This is a genomic window from Streptomyces sp. NPDC006335 (assembly GCF_040612795.1).
GTDB lineage: Bacteria > Actinomycetota > Actinomycetes > Streptomycetales > Streptomycetaceae > Streptomyces.
Map to the genome: position 1 here is coordinate 279499 of NZ_JBEXQX010000006.1, position 18813 is coordinate 298311.

Consider the following 18813-nt stretch of genomic DNA (forward strand, 5'->3'; position numbering starts at 1 on the left):
GACGACAGCTCCCCGCCGCACCACGCGGGGAGCTGTCGTCCTATCGTGGGCCGGATCACGTTCACCGTTCCCCCTGGACGACATACCGACCAGTCGGCATGATGGTCGATGTCCGTTCACGCGCGCGTAAGGAGCCCCGATGAGCCCCGACCATCCGCCAGGCCTCGATCTCGACCGGCTGCGCGGCCTGCTCGACCGTGAGCGGCCCGGCCTGGTGCAGGGCCCCCTGACCGGCCGGCTGATCGAGGGCGGACGGTCCAACCTCACGTACGCCGTGTCGGACGGCACCACGAAGTGGGTCGTACGACGGCCCCCGCTCGGCCATGTCCTGGCCACCGCGCACGACATGAAGCGCGAGCACCGGGTCATCAGCGCCCTGCACCCCACGGACGTGCCGGTGCCGAACCCCGTCCTGCTGTGCGAGGACCCCGAGAACGAGGCGGCGCCCGGAGCGCCGTTCTACGTCATGGAGTTCGTCGAGGGCACCCCGTACCGCACCGCCGACCAGCTCGCCCCCCTCGGCCCGCAGCGCACCCGCGACGCCGTGCTGTCCCTCGTCGACACCCTCGTCGAGCTGCACGCGGTGGACCCCGCGGAGGTCGGGCTCGCGGACTTCGGGCGTCCGGAGGGCTTCCTGGACCGCCAGCTCCGCCGCTGGGGCAAGCAGCTGGACGCCTCCCGCAACCGCGACCTGGCCGGCATCGACGAGCTGCACGCGACGCTCGGCCGCCGTCTCCCCCGGTCCCCCGCGGCCACGGTCGTGCACGGCGACTACCGGCTCGACAACGTCCTGATGGGCGACGACGACCGCATCAGGGCGATCCTCGACTGGGAGATGTCCACCCTCGGCGACCCGCTCACCGACCTCGGCCTGCTGGTGATGTACAGCCTGCCGCTGGGCATGCCCGACTCCCCGGTCTCCACGACCGCCGAGGCCCCCGGCCACCCGGACCCGGCCGAACTCGTCGCGCGGTACGCCGAGCGCTCGGGGCGGGACGTCTCGGCGGTGTCCTGGTACACGGCGTTCGCCTGGTTCAAGCTCGCCGTGATCCTGGAGGGCATCCACTACCGCTACACCAAGGGCCAGACGGTCGGCCGCGGTTTCGACCGCATCGGCGACCTCGTCCCGGTCTTCATCCAGCACGGTCTGACCACGCTTCAAGACGGCATCCAGGAAGGCTGATCCGCATGGACTTCGCGTTCGACGCACGCACCGAGGAGCTGCGCGCCAAGCTGCTCGCCTTCATGGACGAGTACGTCTACCCCGCCGAGGCCGTCGCGGAGGAGCAGCGCGCGCGGCTGGCCTCGCCGTGGGACACCCCGGCCGTGGTGGAGGAGCTGAAGGCCGAGGCCCGCCGCCAGGGCCTGTGGAACCTCTTCCTGCCCGACGCCGAGTACGGCGCCGGCCTCACCAACCTCCAGTACGCGCCCCTCGCCGAGATCACGGGCCGCTCCCCGCAGCTCGCGCCCACCGCGCTCAACTGCGCGGCGCCCGACACCGGGAACATGGAGGTCCTGAGCCAGTTCGGCGACGAGCAGCAGAAGAAGCAGTGGCTGGAGCCGCTGCTGGCCGGTGAGATCCGGTCGGCGTTCGCGATGACCGAGCCGGAGGTCGCCTCCTCCGACGCCACGAACATCACCACCCACATCGAGCGGGACGGCGACGAGTACGTCGTCACCGGCCGCAAGTGGTACATCTCCGGGGCGATGAACCCGGACTGCAAGATCTTCATCGTGATGGGCAAGACCGACCCGGACGGCGAGGACATCCGCCGCCAGCAGTCCATGGTCCTGGTCCCCCGCGACACCCCGGGCGTCACCGTCAAGCGGGCGATGCGGGTCTTCGGCTACGAGGACCACTACCACGGCGGACACGCCGAGGTGATCTTCGATCACGCGCGTGTACCGGCCTCCAGCCTGATCGGCGAGGAGGGCGGCGGGTTCGCCATCGCCCAGGCCCGCCTCGGCCCGGGCCGGATCCACCACTGCATGCGGCTGATCGGCATGGCCGAGCGGGCGATCGAGCTGATGTGCCGCCGGGCCGTCTCGCGCGACGCCTTCGGCAAGGCGCTGGCCCAGCAGGGCGTGGTCCACAACTGGATCGCCGACGCGCGCGTGACCGTCGAACAGCTGCGTCTGCTGGTCCTGAAGACGGCCTGGCTGATGGACACGGTCGGCAACCGGGGCGCCCACACCGAGATCCAGTCCATCAAGATCGCCACACCCCGCGCGGTCGTCGACATCATCGACCGGGCGATCCAGCTGCACGGCGCGGGCGGAGTCAGCCAGGACTTCCCGCTGGCCGAGCTGTACGCCGGCGCCCGCACCCTGATGATCGCGGACGGCCCGGACGAGGTGCACCAGCGCTCGCTCGCGCGCCGGGAGCTGAAGAAGTACCTCTAGAAGGCCCGGAAGGCGCTCTACGGGCGCAGGGCCCGCAGGAGGAGGTCGGCCAGGTGGTCGGCCACCTCCTGGGGGCTCATCGGGCCGTCGGGGCGGTACCAGGTCGACAGGTGGTGGACCGAGCCGAAGTGGTAGTCCACGACGAGGTCGGCCGGGGTCGCCGTCGAGAAGACGCCCGCTTCCTGGCCCTCCTCGACGAGCGCGCGGAAGCGCTCGTGGTACTTGCGCCGCTCGGCCCGGACCTGCTTGTTCTTCTCCGGGCTCAGGTGGTGCATCGAGCGGAAGAAGATCGACGCGTCGTCGAGGTTCTCGATCGTGGTGACCACGACGTCGGCGGCCACCGCCCTGAGGCGCTTCTCGATCGGCTCGTCGGTGTTCGCGAGCACGTCGAGGCGCTCCTGCTGGACGCGCAGCACGCGCGCGTACACCTCGTGCAGGAGGTCGTCCTTGGAGCCGAAGTAGTGGTACAGCGCCCCCTTGGTGACGCCGGCCGCCTCGACGATCTCCTGCACGGAGGTGCGGTCGTAGCCCTGCTCGGCGAAGAGCCGGGTGGCGGCGGCCAGCAGCCGCTGCGGGACGGGCGTACCGTCTCCGTCCGTCGTCCTGGGCACTGTGCCGCCACCTGCCTTCCGAGAGGTCATTCGCCGTTGCGCGGTCGGGAACGCAGTTCCCGACGGAGGATCTTGCCACTGGCCGTCTTCGGCAGCTCGGGCAGGATCTCCACCTGGCGCGGGTACTTGTAGGCCGCCAGTCTCTCCTTGCAGTACGCGGCGAGCGCATCGGGGTCGGTTTCGACACCCGGACGGAGGCTGATGTACGCCTTGACGGTCTCCCCGCGGTACCCGTCGGGCACTCCGACGACGGCCGCCTCGCGCACCGCCGGATGCGTGTAGAGCACGTCCTCGACCTCGCGCGGCCACACCTTGAAGCCGGACGCGTTGATCATGTCCTTCTTGCGGTCCACGACGTACAGCCAGCCCTGCGGGTCCATGAAACCGATGTCCCCCGTGCGCAGCTCGCCGTCCGGGAAGGTCTCGGCGGTCGCCTCCGGCCGCCGCCAGTACCCGGGCACCACCTGCGGCCCGCGCACGACGATCTCGCCCTGCTCGCCGAAGGGCACCTCGGCGCCCTTGTCGTCGACGATCCGTACGACCGTGTCGGGGCCCGGCACGCCCACGGCGAGCGTCCCGGACACCGGGTCGACGGGCGCCTCCCGCTCCGGCGGCACGGAGGCACAGGGGGCACTGCACTCGGTCAGCCCGTAGCCGTTGCGGATGTACGGCCCGAAGCCGGCCCGGAACTTCTCCACCAGGGCGGGCGGCAGCGGGGCGCCGCCCGAGGAGATGTTGACGAAGGACGAGAAGTGCTCGCGGGTGACGTCCGGGTGGGCGGCCAGGGCCATGAACGCGGTCGAGGGGCCGACCGTGTAGTGCGGCCGGTGCTCGGCGAAGGCCTCCAGGACCACGCCCGCCTCGAAGCGGTACGTCAGCACGAGTGTGCCCACGCTGGTCAGACACGCCCCGAGCTGGCAGACCATCCCCGTGATGTGGAACAGCGGCGCCAGGGCGTAGTACACGGGCCCCTCGGGCAGCCCGAGCCCGGTCCGCTGCCGCTCGGCGTTGTACATGATGTTGCCGTGCGTGTTGGTGGCGCCCTTGGGGGTGCCGCTGGTGCCGGAGGTGTAGCTGATCAGCGCGATGTCGGAGGGCGTCACGTCCCGTCCCTCGGGCGCCTTGTGCCCGGCCCGCGCGACCGCGACCAGGTCGTCGGCGTCCTCGGCCCGCGGCAGCCGCTCGAAGCCGAGCACGCGCGCGTCCCCGCGGGTCTGGAAGTCCAGCTCGCACCCGGTGAGCACGATCCGCACCGGCGAGCCGGCCGCCGTCCCGCGCAGATACGACTCCCAGGCCCGGTCGGAGCAGATCAGCGCGGCCACCTCGCCGTCCCGCAGGACATGGCCGACCTCGCCCGACTTGTACATGGGGTTGACGGGCACGACGACCGCGCCCGCCTTCCAGGCGCCGAGCAGCGCGAGCACGAACAGCGGCGAGTTCTGGAGCAGGATCGCCACCCGGTCCCCGCGCTCCAGACCGCGAGCGGTGAGGTGCCCGGCCACGGAGTCGCTGAGTTCGTCGACCTCGCGGTAACTGAGCCGTCCGTCGAAGTAGGCGAGGAAGGGGCGCTCCGGTGCCTCGGCGACGGCCCGCCGCAGGGCGTGCACCAGGGAGTCGTCGGGCTCGATCGGGCCGCGCTGGGCCTCGCTGAGCAGGGCGAGCCAGGGCTTGGCGGCGTAACGGGACTCGCTCATCGGACCTCTTCCCACTTGCGCTGGAGGTGGTTCATGCCGGCCAGCCAGCGATCGGGCTCGGTGGCCCGCGCCTGGTAGTACTCGGCGACCTCGGGGTGCGGCAGGATCAGGAACCGGTCCTCCTCGATGCCCCGGAACAACGCCTCGGCCACGTCCTCCGGCTCGACGGCGGTCGGCTTGAGCACCAGGTCCCCGGCGGTCCCGGTGGCCGCCAGCATGTCGGTCCGCACGCCCTGCGGACAGATCGCGTGCACCTTGATCCCGCGGTGCCGGTACGTCAGCGACAGGTACTCGGCGAAGGCGAGCGCCCCGTGCTTGGTGACGGCGTAGGGGGCGGCTCCGATCATGGTCAGCAGCCCGGCGGCGGAGACGGTCGACACGAACCGTCCGCTCCCCCGCTCCAGCCACTGGGGGAGCAGCGCGTGCGCGGCCCGTAGGTGGGCCATGACGTTCACGTCCCAGGAGGTGGCCCAGGCACTCTCGTCGAGCGAGTCGCCTCCGAAGGCGACCCCGGCGTTGGCGCAGTAGACGTCGACGACGCCGTCCAGGGCGTCACGAGCGTCGGAGATCACGGCGGAGGCGTCCCCGGCGACGGCGATCCCGCCGATCTCGTCAGCGACCGCCTTGGCCCGCCCGGCATCCAGGTCGTTCACGACGACCCGGGCCCCCTCGGCCGCGAACCGCCGGGCCAGCGCAGCCCCGATGCCACCTCCCGCCCCGGTCACAACCACTCCGGCACCCTGCAGGGCTTCCACCATCGGTCTCCTTCGACTCCGGCTCGACTGCCCGGTCAGACTAACCGGTCGGTATGTTGAAGGAAAGGGTGAGGGAAACCTCCCCAGGGGCGCGGGGCTGTATCGATGTGCGGCTCCGCCGCGCGGGCGCGACAAGCCACGACGCACCCGCGCCCTCCCCACAACCTGCGGGAGCGCCTACCGTGCACCTCATGCGCCTATCCAGACGAACCCTGCTGGCAGCAGCAACGGCCACGGCGTCACTCACCTCCGCACCCCCCACCCAAGCGGCCCACGCCCGCAGACGCACCGGTTTCGAGAACCTCGCCGCATCCGGCTACGAACAGCTCCAAGGCCAGCGCGTGGGAATCGTCACCAACCCCACCGGCGTCACCCGAGACGTCCACCACATCGTCGACGTGATGCACACCGACTCCCGAGTTCAGCTCACGGCCGTGTTCGGCCCCGAACACGGCTTCCGGGGCACCGCCCAGGCCGGCGGCTCCGAGGGCCGCTACGACGACCCCGCGACCGGCCTCCCCGTCTACGACACGTACCTGAAGAGCGGGCGGCCGCTCGCGGACATCTTCACCGCCTCCGGCGTGGACACGGTCGTCTTCGACATCCAGGACGTCGGCGCCCGCTTCTACACCTACATCTGGACCCTGTACGACTGCATGGAGGCGGCCCAGCTCGCGGGAAAGCGCTTCGTCGTCCTGGACCGCCCGAACCCGGTCACCGGCCGCGCGGCCCTGGGCCCGGTCCTGCACAGGGAGTTCGCGACCTTCGTGGGCAGGCAGCCCATCTCCCAGGCGCACGGCATGACCGTCGCCGAGCTGGCCCGCCTTTTCAACGGCGAGTTCCTCACCAGCCCCGTCACCCTGGACACGGTCCTGATGACGGGCTGGAGGCGCTCGGAGTTCTACGACGCCTGGGACCTGCCCTGGGTCCCCCCGAGCCCGAACATGCCGACCCCCGACACCGCCCTGGTGTACTCCGGCACATGTCTCTTCGAGGGCACGAACCTCTCGGAAGGCCGCGGCACCACCCGCCCCTTCGAACTGCTCGGCGCGGAGGGCCTGGACGGCCGCTGGGCCGCCGCCGCCAACGAACTCGGCCTGCCCGGTGTGCATTTCAGGGAAGCCTACTTCGCCCCGACTTTCTCCAAGTTCCAGGGAAAGACGATCGGCGGTGTACAGATCCACGTCCACGACAGGCCCGCGTACGACCCCGTCCGCACCGGCATCGGCCTGCTGGTGACGGCCAAGAAGGTCTGGTCCGGGTTCGGTTGGCGCGCGGACAACTGGATCGACAAGCTCACCGGCTCCACCCGGGTCCGCACGATGATCGACGCCGGGGCGAGTACCGACGAGGTCGTGGCGGGCTGGCGGGAGGAGCTGAACGCCTTCCGACGGATTCGAAGGAATTATCTCCTCTACAGATGAGCCGTCAGGTATGGCCAACTTCGCCCCGTAGCAGGACGATGCGCACCACCGCGGGGGACGAGGGGGTCGGTGATGGCGGATCCGGCGATGAGTGTGACGCCGTACTGGGAGCTGACGTTCGACGCGGACGGTGACCCCGACGCCGGTCGGCGGGACCGGCTGCTCGCGGAGGTGGTGGACCGGGGCGTCAGGGACCTGGTGGTCTTCTCGCACGGCTGGAACAGCGACCGCTCGGCGGCGACCCGGCTCTACAGCCGCTTCTTCGAGCCGTTTCCCGAGCTCGCGCCGACCGCGCGGCTCGGGTACGTGGGGGTCGTATGGCCGTCGATGCGGTTCTCCGACGAGCCGATCCCGGACTTCCCGCGGGCCGTGGCCGCCGAGATGCCGCCGCGTCCGGTGCTGGACAAGGACACCCGGCACGCGTTGCTGGAGACCTTCCCCGGACGGGCCACCGTGATCGACCAGTTGGCCCGGCTGCTGGACCAGCAGCCGCGTGAGGACGCCGAGTTGGAGGAGTTCGGGCGGCTGGTGCGGATGCTGGTGGAGGTCGTGCCGCCGGGGCCGCAGGCGTTGTTCGCGGCGGACACGCTGGCGGAGGGCGTGCCGCAGGACGAACCGGAGATCCTCGTCGGGTCCGCGGCGCCGGTGTGCGAGGAGTTGGCGCGGGCCGTCTCCCGTCTCGAATCACCCGAGGGCGCCCAGGAGTTCACGATTCCCAACCCGTGGGACGGGGCGCACGAACTGCTGCGGCAGGGGACGTACTACGCCATGAAACGGCGTGCGGGCACGATCGGTGAACGCGGACTCGGCCGGGTGGTCGGGCAGCTCGCCGCGGCGGCGCCCGGAGTGCGGGTGCATCTCGTGGGGCACAGCTTCGGCGGGCGGCTGGTGTCGTTCGCGCTGCGCGGACTGCCGCAGGGGGTGCGGACGGTCAAGTCCGTCACGCTGCTCCAAGGAGCCTTCTCCCACTACGCGTTCGCCACCCGGCTGCCGCACGACGCGCGGGCGGGCGGGGTGCTCCAGGGACAGCAGAACCGTGTCGACGGGCCGCTCGTGTGCTGTTTCTCCCGCCATGACTCGGCGCTCGGCACCCTGTACCCGCTGGCCTCGCGCATGGCGGGGGACGCGCAGGGGGTCGCGGCCTTCGGCATCGGCCGGGTGCTGGGCGACAAGTGGGGCGCGATGGGATACGACGGGGTGCGGGCGGTGCCGGGCACCAAGGCCCTCACCCTCGCCGACGCCCTCGAAGCGAGGCTGCCCGCGAAGGGCTGTGTGAACGTCGACGCGGCGGCCGTCGTCAGACGCGGCGGACCGCCCGCGGGCGCGCACAGCGACATCTGCCACCGCGAGCTGGCCCGGCTGGTGCTGGCGGCGGGCCGTATCCACTGACCCGCCGCCAACAGCCGTACTCTCCGTCGGTGTTACCGGTGGGAGGTGAACTCCACCACCTGCTGGTAGGTCGGGCGGTTCTGCCAGCTGATGTTGTAGTGCTTGATGCCGCCCAGGGTGCGCTGCACGATCGAGTCGGCGCACCACTGGTCGCCCGCCGAGCACAGGTCGTCACCGGGGTAGACCTGGGCCGCGGTCTTGCCGGCCGCGGTCTTCAGGGTGCTGATGAGGATGTCCCGGCAGGCGGTGAGACTGCCGCCGCCGCAGTACTTGTCCGCCAGCGGCCCCTGCACGCTCTCACCGAGCACCGCGCGGACGTCCTTGTCGACGTAGCTCCACCAGCCGTACTGGAAGGAGCTGCCCGCGTGGGCGCCGGTGGGGCCGTGCGCGGCCGACGGGGACTCGTCGACGGGCAGGTTGGCCTGCATGGCGGTGTACAGGCCGGTGCCGAGGCCCGGTTCGAAGATGCCCTTGGCCAGCAGCGGCCACCACGCGTCCAGGATGCGGATCGCGTCGGCGTCGGCGTACTTCTTCGAACCGGCCGACGTCTCGGTGCGCTTGCCGCCTGCCGTCAGCCAGGTCTGGAGCTTGCTCACCGCGGCCGCGGCCGTGGAGTCGGTGACCGTGGAGCTGTTGACCACCTTGAGCAGGTCCGGGAGGACGTCCTCGGCACGCAGGTCGGCGAGGGAGGCGTCCGCCATGGCCTTCACCAGCGAGGCCCGGGTGACCCCGCCCGCGGCGACCAGTTTCTTGACCCGGTCCTCCAGCAGGTTGCCGCGGTGCACGGACCCATCGCCCCAGGACGCGGTCGTGTAGTCCTTGGCCTGCTTGTTGTTCCAGGAGATGTAGTAGTCCTGGTCGATGGAGTTGGGGTGCGCGGAGGCGGGGGTGTAGTCGGCGGTGTTGGTCGCCGGGTTCCAGTTCTTCCAGTCGTACGCCGACCGCGCCCACACCGGGAACTCCGCGTCGACGCCGGACGCGCGTACCGGGTTGTCCCCGCTGTTGTAGTACGCGGTGTGCGTGGAGTCGGCGTAGAACCAGTTGAAGGTGTAGTTGATGTGCTGCACCGCGCTCTGGAAGGTCTGCGGGCTCTTGACGTAGTCCGGGTCGTTCAGCATCTGGAAGCCGATGATCGAGTCGGCCTCGTGCATGAAGGAGGAGCGCAGGGTGGTGTAGGCGACCTTCTTGCCGCCGACGGTCGCCCGGTACTCGACGGGACCGTACTTCGTGCGCCAGACCCTCATCGTGTACGACCCCGCGGCGGTGCCGTCGGCCGTGGTCGGGGTCCAGGAGTTCTTCTGCTCGATCTTCTCCATGGCCGTGCAGGTGCCGTGGTACAGGTAGTGGTAGTCGTCCTGGCACAGTTCGACGGCGTAGGTGTCGATGATGTCCTGGCCGGAGGTGGTGGCGGACCACGAGTAGTCCTGGCCGCGGCCGAGTTCGACGTACATGCTCAGGCCCGCGAAGGAGGCACCGCGGGCGCTGAGGCCCGGGCCCTGGATCTCCTGGAGCATCAGGAGCTGGGGGGCGAAGTAGCCGGTCTGCGGACCGAAGACGGCGACGGGGTGACCGCTGGCCGTGTACTTCCCGCTGACGACAAGGGCGTTGGACATGCCGCGCTTGGCGGAGGTGAGGGCGTTCGCGGTCGCCTTGGCGGAGGCCGCGTTCGCGCTCTGGTCGGCGCCGGTGCCCGTGGGGTCGTGGACGAGTGGCTCGGTGGTCACCGAACCGGCGTCGGGCAGCGCCTGGCCCTGCGCGTTCGCGGGCTTGGCCGCGTACGGGAAGCTCTCGCCGTTGTGGACGGTCAGTACGGCCTCGGGGTCGTTGCGCTCCCGGAAGGACTCCCAGACCTCGGTGCCCTTCGTCACGCCGTACCGCTCCTGGGCGGCCATCAGCGAGATCGCGTTGTTGACCTCGCCGCCGCCCCCGGAGCCGAACAGGGCGCCGATGACGGAGGCCAGCGCGACCAGGTCGGTGAGCTTGAAGTGGTCGATGGTGCCGGCGTTGGTGACCGAGTCCTTGTGGCCGGTCAGGACGTACTCGCCGGGGAAGTAGCGGCCGCTGTCCGAGGCGTCGATGTAGGCGTTGATGCCGGCGAGGTAGGCGTTGGCGTCGGCGAGTGCCTGCTGGCCGCGGGCGCCGTTGGTCGCGACCGCGTTGTCGATCTGCGCCTGGAGGTCGGCCTCGCTGTAGGGCGCGTTGCGCCAGAACTGCTGCTCCAGGCCCTGGTTGGAGGGGGCGCCGCCCGCGAAGGCGGTCAGTTGGCCGCGGCCCACGTGCCGGAAGACGTCCATGAGCCACAGCCGGTCCTGGGCGGCCGCATAGCCCGCGCCGAACTCGGTGCCGTATCTGGTGGTACCGGTGATGTGCGGTACGCCCGTCTTCTTGTCACGGACGATCGTCACGTCGGTGCGGCCCGCGGGCTTCAGGGTGGAGGCCACTTGATCGGAGGGGACCCCGAACGACGCGTCGTTGAAGAAGGTGTTGATGGTGGAGTTGGTGAGGGTGGGGTACCCCTTGGCCAGGTTGGCGTAGGGGCCGAGCTGGTCCTCCGCGTGGTCGGGCTGGGTGCCGAAGGCCTGGTTGAGGAGGATCTGTGCGAGGGTCGCGTTGCCGTTCTGGCCCGGCGGCAGGATGTCGGAACACTGGCCGCCGCAGTAGTCGTTGGCCGCCGCGGTCTCGGCGGCCGAGGCCGTCTGGGCAAGCGGGGACAAAAGACCGGCAATCAGGACGCATATGGATGCGGACTTCAGGAACCCGGTGAGTCTGCCGGGAGTTCTCAGTCTGTCGAGTGCGGTGCGTGAGGTGCGCCGTGGCATGGCAGCTCCAACCGACGGGGGGTGTGGCCGGACGTTACCGCCGGTATCCCCGAGATTGAAGATGAACATGCGTCAAGTTTTGGCAGGGGTTCTCGAGCTTATGGGGGGCATCGGAAATCGGATGGAGCCAAATCGCTTGTCGATACGTCTATTCGGCAACGCCGCGCGAAGTCCGTGCGACGACGCCGAAGTGACCGAAGTACAGGTGCAGGTGTGACGGAGGTGCAGGGCGATGGCCGGTTTCCGGAGTCTGGCGAGACAGGTGCGGGATCCGCGGTGCGATCTGGCGCTTCGGCGCTACTCGCTGCGCAAGTGCCTTGAGCGGTTCGCCCCTTACGGGCACAGGGCGACCTGGGACCACTTGTGCTCCCGGGCGGGATTCGGTCCCGAGGACCGCTCCCCCGATCCGGCGCGGCTCGTGGCCGCACTGGAGGAGTTGGAGGAAGCGCGTTCGGTCTGGCTGGCCTATGAGGTCGAGTTCGCCGAGCGGCGCAAGAAGGAGAAGCACGACGGGTTGCGCAGGCCGGGCAGTGTGGACGACTGGCACCGGCTGACCTGGGGCGGCTTCGGTGTCGCCTGGTGCGACGATCCCCGGGTGCACCCCGACGATTCGCTGGCCGAGGTGCTGCGCAGGCTGATCTCCGCGCTGGAGCGCGAGCCGGGCGCGGTGTGCCCGGTGTGCGACGGGGAGCGGCTCGTCTGGAAGTACGAACTGGACCATGAACCCTCGACCGGCCCGGTCTGCGTGGACTGCGGAATCCTGGTGCCGCGGCCCGTGCTCACACCCGAGGCCCTGGCGGACGCCAGGCGCGGACGGTTGCTGATGTCGGCCTAGAGCGTACGAGCGCGCCGGGGGTGCGCCGGGGATGCCGCACCCCCTGTTTGGACGGGGTTGACCTGTCGGTGCCGCCTGGCACCATCGAGGAATGGTGCAGGTGTGTCTCAACGGCCCGCGCGGGGCCGCCGACGGTTCGGCGGTGCCGCTCACGCCCTCGGCGATGGCCGAGTCGGCGGCCGCGGCCGTGGCCGCGGGCGCCACGGACATCCATGTCCACCCCAAGACGCCGTGCGGGCGGGACAGTCTGTCGCCGCGGGTGGTCGCGGAGACGCTGGAGGCGATCCGTGCGCGGGTGTCGGTCCCGGTCGGTGTGACGACCGGTGCCTGGGCGGAACCGGACCCGGCGGCCCGGGTCGCCCGGGTCCGGAGCTGGACCGTGCTGCCCGACCACGCCTCGGTGAACTGGCACGAGCCGGGGGCCGAATCGCTCGCCGCTGCACTGATCGCCCTGGGCGTGGGCGTGGAGGCCGGCATCTGGTCCGGTACGGACGCGGCCGAGCGGTTCGCGGTGTCCCCGCTCGGGCCGAAGGTGCTGCGTGTCCTGGCGGAGGTGATGGACACCGAGGCACCGGAGGCCACCGCGCGCACCCTCCTCGCCGAGCTCGGTCCGGCCCACGGCCGCCCGGTGCTGCTGCACGGCGAGGACGCCGGCGCCTGGCCGGTGCTGCGGCTGGCCGGTCGGCTGGGTCTCGCGACGAGGGTCGGCCTGGAGGACATGCTGGTCCTGCCGGACGGCCGACGGGCCTCGTCCAACGCTCAGTTGGTGGCCGAGGCGCTGGTCCAGTACGGGTGGTCCCAGCGCTCGTCGTAGGGCAGGCCGAGGAGGTGGGCGCGGGTCGCGAGGTCGGGTTCGCCCTGGGCGCGGAGCCTGTCGGGGGCGTGGCTGGAGAGCCAGGTCCGCAGTTCGGGCACGGCCGCCTCCTCGCCGTGGAGGAACCAGCCGAACGGCGTCCGGTCGACGAGCAGTTCGCCCAGCCACCAGTCGACGCACCGCGCGAGGTGCGCGTCGGCGACCGGGCTCGGGTGCCAGCGGTCCAGCAGCGGGGTGACCGAGCGCAGGATGGAGGCACACAGCTCGAAGATCTCGAGGATCGAGTACGGCGGCTCCGGATCCGTGAGGACGTCCCGCCACCAGGCGAGCACGAAGGCCTCCACGGCGGCGGACTGCTCGGCGGGCCAGGCTCGCCAGTCGACGACGGCGAGCCCGTGGAAGCCGAGGCCGAGCGGCTCCATCTCCCCCGCCACCAGCGCCCGCGCACCCTGCGGCAGCAGTCGGCGCATCGCGGCGTCCTGGTCGTCGAAGTGATTCGACACCTGGAAGGTGTACTGCCGCACCACGTCCACCGGTATCCGGACGTACGGGGTGCGCAGATACGCGACCTCCTCGGGAAGGTCACAGACACTGCAGGCGGTCTCGCCGGGGCTGGCGAATCCGTTGAAGACGGTGTCGATGTCCGCGAGGGCGGTCTCAAGGGCGGTTGCGTGCATGGGAGTTGATCCCGTCAGGACTCCGGACGCGGTGTCGCCACCGGCCGAAGATCGCGACGCTACCAGGCACGGGCCGGCCCGAACCAGCGGTTTGCGGAGCCCGCCTGTCTTGACCTAGCGGCCTCCCGGCCGTTCCGCGAACAGCCGTGAGCCCGTCAGCCGCTCACCGAAGACGTCGTCCGGGTTGGACAGGACGCAGGTGTCGAGGGACAGGCAGCCGCAGCCGATGCAGTCGGTGAGGTGGTCGCGGAGGCGGTTCAACTGCTTGATGCGTTCGTCGAGTTCGGAGCGCCAGGCCTCGGAGAGGCGGGCCCAGTCCTCGCGGGTGGGGGTGCGCTCCTCGGGGAGTTCGGACAGGGCGTCGCGGATCGTGGCCAGCGGGATGCCGACGCGTTGGGCGGCCCGGACGAAGGCGACCCGGCGCAGCGCGTCACGGGAGTAGCGTCGCTGGTTGCCCGTGGTGCGACGGCTGGTGATCAAGCCCTTGGACTCGTAGAAGTGCAGGGCGGAGACGGCGGCGCCGCTGCGGGCGGCGAGCTGGCCGACCGTGAGTTCATGGATCTTCTCAGGAATCTGGGGCACCCCTCGAAGCCTACCCATGCCGTCACTGTCGCGGTCCGTTGACAGGGGCTTCCCGGCCGACCATGCTAAGCAGTCGCTTAGACATCATGTGCGAGGAGGCCGGGACATGGCAGGACCGAGGATCTTCACGGGCGCCGACGACCTGAAGGCGGCGGTGGGCGAGCAGCTCGGGTACACCGACTGGCTGGAGGTCGACCAGAAGCGCGTCGACCTGTTCGCGGACGCCACGGGTGACCACCAGTGGATCCACGTCGACCCCGAGAAGGCCGCCGCGGGTCCCTTCGGCACCACCATCGCGCACGGCTATCTCACCCTGTCCCTGCTGCCGCTGTTCGGACCGCAGCTCATCAAGGTCGAGGGCGTGAAGATGGGCGTCAACTACGGGACGAACAAGGTGCGGTTCCCCGCGCCGGTGCCCGTGGGCTCCCGTCTGCGCGCCACCGCGCGGATCACCGGCGTCGACGATGTGGCGGGGGGCGTCCAGGTCACCGTCGCCTTCAGCGTGGAGCGCGAGGGCGGCGACAAGCCGGTGTGCGTGGCGGAGTCGGTGTCCCGGTACTACCTGTAGGCGGTACTACCTGTAGGCGGTCACTTGGACGCCCCCACCATCCGCAGCACGAGGTCGGCGTCGAGCGCGCCGACCTCGTCGGGCGTCCAGGGGCCGTCGACGTTGAACCAGCGGGCCACGTCGATGCAGAGCGACATGACGGCGAGCGTGGTGCCCCGCACGTCGAGCACGTCGAACTCGCCGGAGGCCACGCCGTCCTCGATGATCCCGCGCACCTCGGCGTCGCACTGCCTGCGCAGGGCGAGGATCTCGGCGCGGGCGTCGGGGCCGAGGGAGTCGAGTTCGTACTGGACGACCCGGGCGGTGGTACGGCCGCCGGCGTGCCAGCGCACGAAGGAGCTCACCGCGTCCGCGAGCCGCTCGGTCGCGGTGCCCTCGCGGCGGGCCGCGACCTGGAGGATCTCCAGCGCCTTGGCGTGACCGATCCGGCTGATGCGGTGCAGCAGCTCTTCCTTGGTCTTGTAGTGGATGTAGAGCGCGGCGGGGCTCATCCCGGCCCGGCCCGCGATGTCCCGGGTCGTGGTGGCGTGATAGCCGCGCTCGGCGAACGCCTCCACCGCGGCTACGAGCAGCCGCCGCGCCGCGTCGGGCGTGACCTCGCCCCACGCCGACGTCTCGCCGTCGGCCGTCTCCTCCGCCGTACTCATCGCACGCCCCTCTCCACTGTTCAGAACCCCCACCATACCGCCGAACCTGAGCGAGCGCTTAGCTTCCCCGCTCAGGGGGGTGCGGGATGCGGGCCGCAGCGGGGCGAAGGGGGCGGTGGGGTGGGAGTTGTTCGGGGCGGGGCCGGGGAATCTGCTGCTCGGAAGTACGGCCGGGGTATTCGTTCGGAGCCGGGGCGAGGAATTCGCGCAGGCGGCGGCCCCGGCACTCCGCCCGGGACGGGTCTGTGGGGACCTCCCGGGACAAGGCCCTCAGGGATCCGATCGGAGCGGGCCGAGGCGGACTGCTCGGGTCGGGCCCGGGCGGGGCGTGGTCGACGGCCCCGGTTGCCGAGGCCGGCCGACCCTGGGCGCCGCCGACGTCGACCAGGCCCCGGATCACCTCTCGCCCGTCGAGGTCGGCCGGGCATGATCGAGGCAGCTCAAAGGCCGGGTGCAGCCGAGGGGTACGAAGCCGCTGGGCGTCGGACCTGGCAGACGACCGGGCCGGAACCTCACCCGCAGAACCGACCCACGGCCTGGGCCGGAACCTTGCCCACAGAACCGACCCACGGCCGAGCCCTCTCCCCGGCCGTTCCCGTCACAGCTTCTCGAAGGGGTCGTGTTCGGCGAGGAGTTTCTCCAGGCGGGCCTGGTCGACTCGGCTGACGATCTGGCCCGCCTCCTGGCGGTCGCGGATGACCTTGGCGAGGGTGAAGGCGGACGTGACCAGGTACAGGACGGCGATCGCCAGGAAACCCCGTACCCAGGCGTCGGCGTTCAGACGGAAGATGCCGACGGCCGTGGCGGCCATGGCCACGGCGAAGGAGGCGACGGCCTGGCCGTAGAAGGCGGCCGTGTTCTGCTGCTTGACCGGTGTGTCACTCATGGCCAGAGTCTCGGCCACGAGTGGCACGGGCCACATCCGCTCAGGTACTCAGACGGTACTCAGAACGCCGAGACCCCCGTCAGCGCCCGTCCGATCACCAGCTTCTGGATCTGGCTCGTGCCCTCGTAGAGGGTCATCACGCGGGCGTCGCGCAGCAGTTTGCCCGCCGGGTACTCGTCGATGTAGCCGTATCCGCCGAACACCTGCAAGGCGTTGTTCGCGGCGCGCACCGCCGCCTCCGAGGCGAACAGCTTGGCCTTGGAGGACTCGACGGCGAAGGGCTCGCCGCGGTCGATCAGGTCGGCGACCCGCCAGGTCAGCAGCCGGGCCGCGTCCACGTCGACGGCGATGTCGCTGATCAGCTCCTGGACGAGCTGGTGCCGCGCGATCGGCTTGCCGAACTGCTCGCGCTCGCCGGCGTACCGGACGGCCGCGTCCAGCGCGGCCTGGGCGATGCCCACACAGCCCGCCGCCACCGACATCCGCCCCTTGGCCAGCGCGGACATGGCGATGGAGAATCCCTTGCCCTCCTCGCCGACCATCGCGGAGGCGGGCACGCGCACGCCCTCCAGGACCAGTTCGGCGGTGGCCTGGCCGCGCAGCCCGAGCTTGCCGTGGATCGTGCGGCGCGTGAGCCCTGGGGTGTCGGTCGGTACGAGGAAGGCGGAGATCCCCTTGTGGCCGGGCGCGTCCGTCGAGCGGGCGAACAGCAGCACCACGTCGGCCCACGTGCCGTTCGTGATGAACATCTTGGTGCCGTCGATGACGTAGTCGTCACCGTCCCGCACCGCGCGCGTGGCGAGGTTGCCCGCGTCGGAGCCGGTGCCGGGCTCGGTGAGGCCGAAGCAACCGACGTACGCGCCGGAGGTGAGCCCTGGGAGCCAGCGCCGCTTCTGCTCCTCGTTCCCCCACGCGGCGACCGTCTTGGCGACGAGCCCCAGGGAGACGGACACGATCCCGCGCACGGACGAGTCGCCCCGCCCCAGCTCCTCGGTGACCAGGCAGTACGCCAGGTGGTCGCCGCCCGAGCCGCCGTACTCCTCGTCGATCGTCAGCCCTAGGAAGCCGACCTCGCCGAGCTTCTTGACGATGGACCGGTCCACCTCCTCGGCGCGGTCCCAGGCGATGACGTGGGGGGCGATCTCCCGGGTCACGAAGTCCCGCGCCAGTTGCCGGACGGCGGTCTGCTCCTCGCTGAGCCCCAGGTCGACCACGAGATCACCTCACTTGAGAAGGACAGCTTTAAATTAGCACTGCTAGTTTCTTGCTCGCAGCCCTACTATGTGCGCCATGGCCCGACCGCGCAAGCCCCTCCTCAGCACCGACCGCATCGTCGAGACGGCCCGCGCGCTCGTGGACGCGGAGGGCCTCGCGGCACTCTCCACGCGCCGGCTGGCGGCGGAACTCGGCGTCAGCGGCCCGTCCCTCTACAACCACTTCCGGACGAAGGACGAGATCCTGGAGGCGGTCGCCGACTCGGTGAGCGCCCAGGTCGACCTGTCGATGTTCGAGGACGGCCGGGCCTGGCGGACCGCCCTGCACGACTGGGCCCTTTCCTACCGCACCGCCCTGCGCGACCACCCCAACATCGTCCCGGTCCTGGCCCAGGGCCCCGGCCGCCGCCCCGCCGGGCTGCGCCTCGCCGACGCGGTCTACGGCGCGATGGTCGAGGCGGGCTGGCCGCCGGCGCAGGCCACGTCGATCGGCGCGCTGATGCGGTACTTCATCATGGGCTCGGCGCTCGGTTCGTTCGCCGGGGGCTTCGTGGACGACAAGAGCGCGTACGACCCGGCGGATTACCCCCATCTCGGCCAGGCGCACCTTCTCGCCGAGCGGCAGGAGAAGATCGACGAGCGGGCGTTCGAGACGGGCCTCAGGGCTCTGCTGGACGGTCTCGCGCAGCAGTACGAGCAGGTGGGACGGCCCGCGTAGCCATATTTCGGTGGGCACCGAAGCGTCCCTGCCGCATGCTGGAACGCATGACCAAGGACCCGCAGGCGCCCCGACTGGCGAGGCTCGCCGCCCTGATCGCCGACGACACCCGGGCCGCCTGTCTCCTGGCCCTCCTCGACGGCCGGGCCTGGACGGCGGGCGAGCTCGCCCGCCACGCGGGGGTCGCCGCGTCGACCCTGAGCGAGCACCTGGGCAAGCTGGTCGCGGGCGGGCTGCTGGTGGAGGAGCGCCAGGGCCGCCACCGGTATGTGCGCCTCGCCGACGCCCGGGTGGCCCACCTGGTGGAGGACCTGGCGGCACAGATCGCCCCGGAGGCGGGTCAACGTCCGCGGAACCTACGGGAGTCGAGCGCGGGGTCCGCGATGGCTCGGGGCCGCACATGCTACGACCACTTGGCGGGCCGCCTGGGCATCGCGGTGACGGACGCGTTGACGGCTCGTCGACTCCTGGTCCAGGACACGGGTTTCGCTCTCACGGACGCCGGCCTCACGTGGTTCGCGACCACCGGCATCCCCCTCGACCGCACAGGCCGCCGTCCCCTGGCCCGGGCCTGCCTCGACTGGACGGAACGCCGCCCGCACCTGGCGGGCGTGGCGGGAGCGGCCCTCTGCCGACACGCGCTGGACGCGGGCTGGTGCGTACGCATCGGTTCGGAGCGGGCGGTGAAGGTGACGGGGGCAGGTGAGCGGGCCCTGACCGACCTCTTGGGAATCGACGTGACCACGCTGCGATAGACGCGCCCCGCAAGACCGCCCC

Annotated in this window: 18 protein-coding genes; 9 read left to right on the top strand and 9 right to left on the bottom strand. The window is 70.9% G+C overall.

Annotated elements, in window-relative coordinates; all coding sequences use genetic code 11:
- Positions 1-139 precede the first annotated feature (139 nt).
- Positions 140-1183 (top strand): phosphotransferase family protein, encoded by a 1044-nt coding sequence (locus ABZ098_RS19915; protein WP_356592829.1) that lies wholly within the window; start codon positions 140-142, stop codon positions 1181-1183.
- Between the two features lie 5 nt (positions 1184-1188).
- Positions 1189-2403 carry an acyl-CoA dehydrogenase family protein gene (locus tag ABZ098_RS19920; RefSeq protein WP_356592831.1) on the top strand — a complete coding sequence of 405 codons (1215 nt, stop codon included), beginning with the start codon at positions 1189-1191 and terminating at the stop codon, positions 2401-2403.
- A gap of 17 nt (positions 2404-2420) precedes the next feature.
- On the opposite strand, the gene ABZ098_RS19925 is transcribed toward ABZ098_RS19920, so the two are convergent.
- Genes ABZ098_RS19925 through ABZ098_RS19935 form a run of 3 tightly spaced genes read right to left on the bottom strand, consistent with a single transcriptional unit; the run spans position 2421 to position 5466 of the window.
- A complete protein-coding gene (locus ABZ098_RS19925; RefSeq protein WP_356592833.1) occupies positions 2421-3014 on the bottom strand; it encodes a TetR/AcrR family transcriptional regulator in 594 nt (197 codons plus the stop codon).
- Positions 3015-3040: 26 nt separating this feature from the next.
- On the bottom strand, positions 3041-4708 hold the full coding sequence (locus ABZ098_RS19930; protein ID WP_356592835.1) for an AMP-binding protein: 1668 nt from the start codon (positions 4706-4708) through the stop codon (positions 3041-3043).
- On the bottom strand, positions 4705-5466 hold the full coding sequence (locus ABZ098_RS19935; RefSeq protein ID WP_356592837.1) for an SDR family oxidoreductase: 762 nt from the start codon (positions 5464-5466) through the stop codon (positions 4705-4707). The genes ABZ098_RS19930 and ABZ098_RS19935 overlap by 4 nt, the downstream gene beginning before the upstream one ends.
- 188 nt (positions 5467-5654) lie before the next feature.
- Here ABZ098_RS19935 and ABZ098_RS19940 point away from each other — a divergent pair, with 188 nt between their 5' ends.
- Positions 5655-6887, top strand: a complete 1233-nt coding sequence (locus ABZ098_RS19940) for a DUF1343 domain-containing protein (protein WP_356592839.1) — start codon at positions 5655-5657, stop codon at positions 6885-6887.
- Positions 6888-6959: 72 nt separating this feature from the next.
- Positions 6960-8276, top strand: coding sequence for a serine-threonine protein kinase (locus ABZ098_RS19945; RefSeq protein ID WP_356592841.1), 1317 nt, complete (start codon positions 6960-6962; stop codon positions 8274-8276).
- A gap of 32 nt (positions 8277-8308) precedes the next feature.
- Here the strand turns inward: ABZ098_RS19945 and ABZ098_RS19950 are convergent, their stop codons facing one another.
- The gene (locus tag ABZ098_RS19950) at positions 8309-11095 is read right to left on the bottom strand and encodes a penicillin acylase family protein (RefSeq protein ID WP_356592842.1); all 2787 of its coding nucleotides are present in this window, start codon (positions 11093-11095) and stop codon (positions 8309-8311) included.
- Positions 11096-11327: 232 nt separating this feature from the next.
- On the opposite strand from ABZ098_RS19950, the gene ABZ098_RS19955 reads away from it, so the two are divergent.
- Together ABZ098_RS19955 and ABZ098_RS19960 are read left to right on the top strand one after the other, a co-directional pair.
- On the top strand, positions 11328-11930 hold the full coding sequence (locus tag ABZ098_RS19955) for a hypothetical protein (protein ID WP_031043581.1): 603 nt from the start codon (positions 11328-11330) through the stop codon (positions 11928-11930).
- Positions 11931-12021: 91 nt separating this feature from the next.
- Complete coding sequence (locus ABZ098_RS19960; protein WP_356592844.1) at positions 12022-12744, top strand: 3-keto-5-aminohexanoate cleavage protein; 723 nt, start codon at positions 12022-12024, stop codon at positions 12742-12744.
- Here ABZ098_RS19960 and ABZ098_RS19965 read toward each other — a convergent pair.
- Complete coding sequence (locus tag ABZ098_RS19965) at positions 12690-13421, bottom strand: hypothetical protein (protein WP_356592846.1); 732 nt, start codon at positions 13419-13421, stop codon at positions 12690-12692. The two genes, ABZ098_RS19960 and ABZ098_RS19965, sit on opposite strands and share 55 nt — an antisense overlap.
- Positions 13422-13535: 114 nt before the next feature.
- Positions 13536-14003, bottom strand: a complete 468-nt coding sequence (gene soxR, locus ABZ098_RS19970; RefSeq protein ID WP_356592848.1) for a redox-sensitive transcriptional activator SoxR — start codon at positions 14001-14003, stop codon at positions 13536-13538.
- A 106-nt stretch (positions 14004-14109) separates the two neighbouring features.
- On the opposite strand from soxR, the gene ABZ098_RS19975 reads away from it, so the two are divergent.
- The gene (locus ABZ098_RS19975) at positions 14110-14571 is read left to right on the top strand and encodes a MaoC family dehydratase (RefSeq protein ID WP_356592850.1); all 462 of its coding nucleotides are present in this window, start codon (positions 14110-14112) and stop codon (positions 14569-14571) included.
- Between the two features lie 20 nt (positions 14572-14591).
- Here ABZ098_RS19975 and ABZ098_RS19980 read toward each other — a convergent pair whose 3' ends face one another.
- The 3 genes from ABZ098_RS19980 to ABZ098_RS19990 all read right to left on the bottom strand — a co-directional run bounded on the left by ABZ098_RS19980 (position 14592) and on the right by ABZ098_RS19990 (position 17318).
- On the bottom strand, positions 14592-15218 hold the full coding sequence (locus ABZ098_RS19980) for a TetR/AcrR family transcriptional regulator (RefSeq protein WP_356592852.1): 627 nt from the start codon (positions 15216-15218) through the stop codon (positions 14592-14594).
- A gap of 598 nt (positions 15219-15816) precedes the next feature.
- Positions 15817-16104, bottom strand: coding sequence for a YiaA/YiaB family inner membrane protein (locus ABZ098_RS19985; protein WP_020117785.1), 288 nt, complete (start codon positions 16102-16104; stop codon positions 15817-15819).
- Positions 16105-16163: 59 nt separating this feature from the next.
- Complete coding sequence (locus ABZ098_RS19990; RefSeq protein WP_356592854.1) at positions 16164-17318, bottom strand: acyl-CoA dehydrogenase family protein; 1155 nt, start codon at positions 17316-17318, stop codon at positions 16164-16166.
- 76 nt (positions 17319-17394) lie between these two features.
- On the opposite strand from ABZ098_RS19990, the gene ABZ098_RS19995 reads away from it, so the two are divergent.
- Together ABZ098_RS19995 and ABZ098_RS20000 are read left to right on the top strand one after the other, a co-directional pair.
- Positions 17395-18036, top strand: a complete 642-nt coding sequence (locus ABZ098_RS19995; protein WP_356592856.1) for a TetR/AcrR family transcriptional regulator — start codon at positions 17395-17397, stop codon at positions 18034-18036.
- A 35-nt stretch (positions 18037-18071) separates the two neighbouring features.
- Positions 18072-18791, top strand: a complete 720-nt coding sequence (locus ABZ098_RS20000; protein WP_356592858.1) for a winged helix-turn-helix domain-containing protein — start codon at positions 18072-18074, stop codon at positions 18789-18791.
- Positions 18792-18813 lie beyond the last annotated feature (22 nt).

Coding starts and splice junctions, on each gene's coding strand:
- ABZ098_RS19915 (WP_356592829.1), top strand. CDS start 140: ATGAGCCCCGACCATCCGCCAGGCCTCGATCTCGACCGGCTGCGCGGC.
- ABZ098_RS19920 (WP_356592831.1), top strand. CDS start 1,189: ATGGACTTCGCGTTCGACGCACGCACCGAGGAGCTGCGCGCCAAGCTG.
- ABZ098_RS19930 (WP_356592835.1), bottom strand. CDS start 4,708: ATGAGCGAGTCCCGTTACGCCGCCAAGCCCTGGCTCGCCCTGCTCAGC.
- ABZ098_RS19935 (WP_356592837.1), bottom strand. CDS start 5,466: ATGGTGGAAGCCCTGCAGGGTGCCGGAGTGGTTGTGACCGGGGCGGGA.
- ABZ098_RS19940 (WP_356592839.1), top strand. CDS start 5,655: ATGCGCCTATCCAGACGAACCCTGCTGGCAGCAGCAACGGCCACGGCG.
- ABZ098_RS19945 (WP_356592841.1), top strand. CDS start 6,960: ATGGCGGATCCGGCGATGAGTGTGACGCCGTACTGGGAGCTGACGTTC.
- ABZ098_RS19950 (WP_356592842.1), bottom strand. CDS start 11,095: ATGCCACGGCGCACCTCACGCACCGCACTCGACAGACTGAGAACTCCC.
- ABZ098_RS19955 (WP_031043581.1), top strand. CDS start 11,328: ATGGCCGGTTTCCGGAGTCTGGCGAGACAGGTGCGGGATCCGCGGTGC.
- ABZ098_RS19960 (WP_356592844.1), top strand. CDS start 12,022: ATGGTGCAGGTGTGTCTCAACGGCCCGCGCGGGGCCGCCGACGGTTCG.
- ABZ098_RS19965 (WP_356592846.1), bottom strand. CDS start 13,421: ATGCACGCAACCGCCCTTGAGACCGCCCTCGCGGACATCGACACCGTC.
- ABZ098_RS19975 (WP_356592850.1), top strand. CDS start 14,110: ATGGCAGGACCGAGGATCTTCACGGGCGCCGACGACCTGAAGGCGGCG.
- ABZ098_RS19980 (WP_356592852.1), bottom strand. CDS start 15,218: ATGAGTACGGCGGAGGAGACGGCCGACGGCGAGACGTCGGCGTGGGGC.
- ABZ098_RS19985 (WP_020117785.1), bottom strand. CDS start 16,104: ATGAGTGACACACCGGTCAAGCAGCAGAACACGGCCGCCTTCTACGGC.
- ABZ098_RS19995 (WP_356592856.1), top strand. CDS start 17,395: ATGGCCCGACCGCGCAAGCCCCTCCTCAGCACCGACCGCATCGTCGAG.
- ABZ098_RS20000 (WP_356592858.1), top strand. CDS start 18,072: ATGCTGGAACGCATGACCAAGGACCCGCAGGCGCCCCGACTGGCGAGG.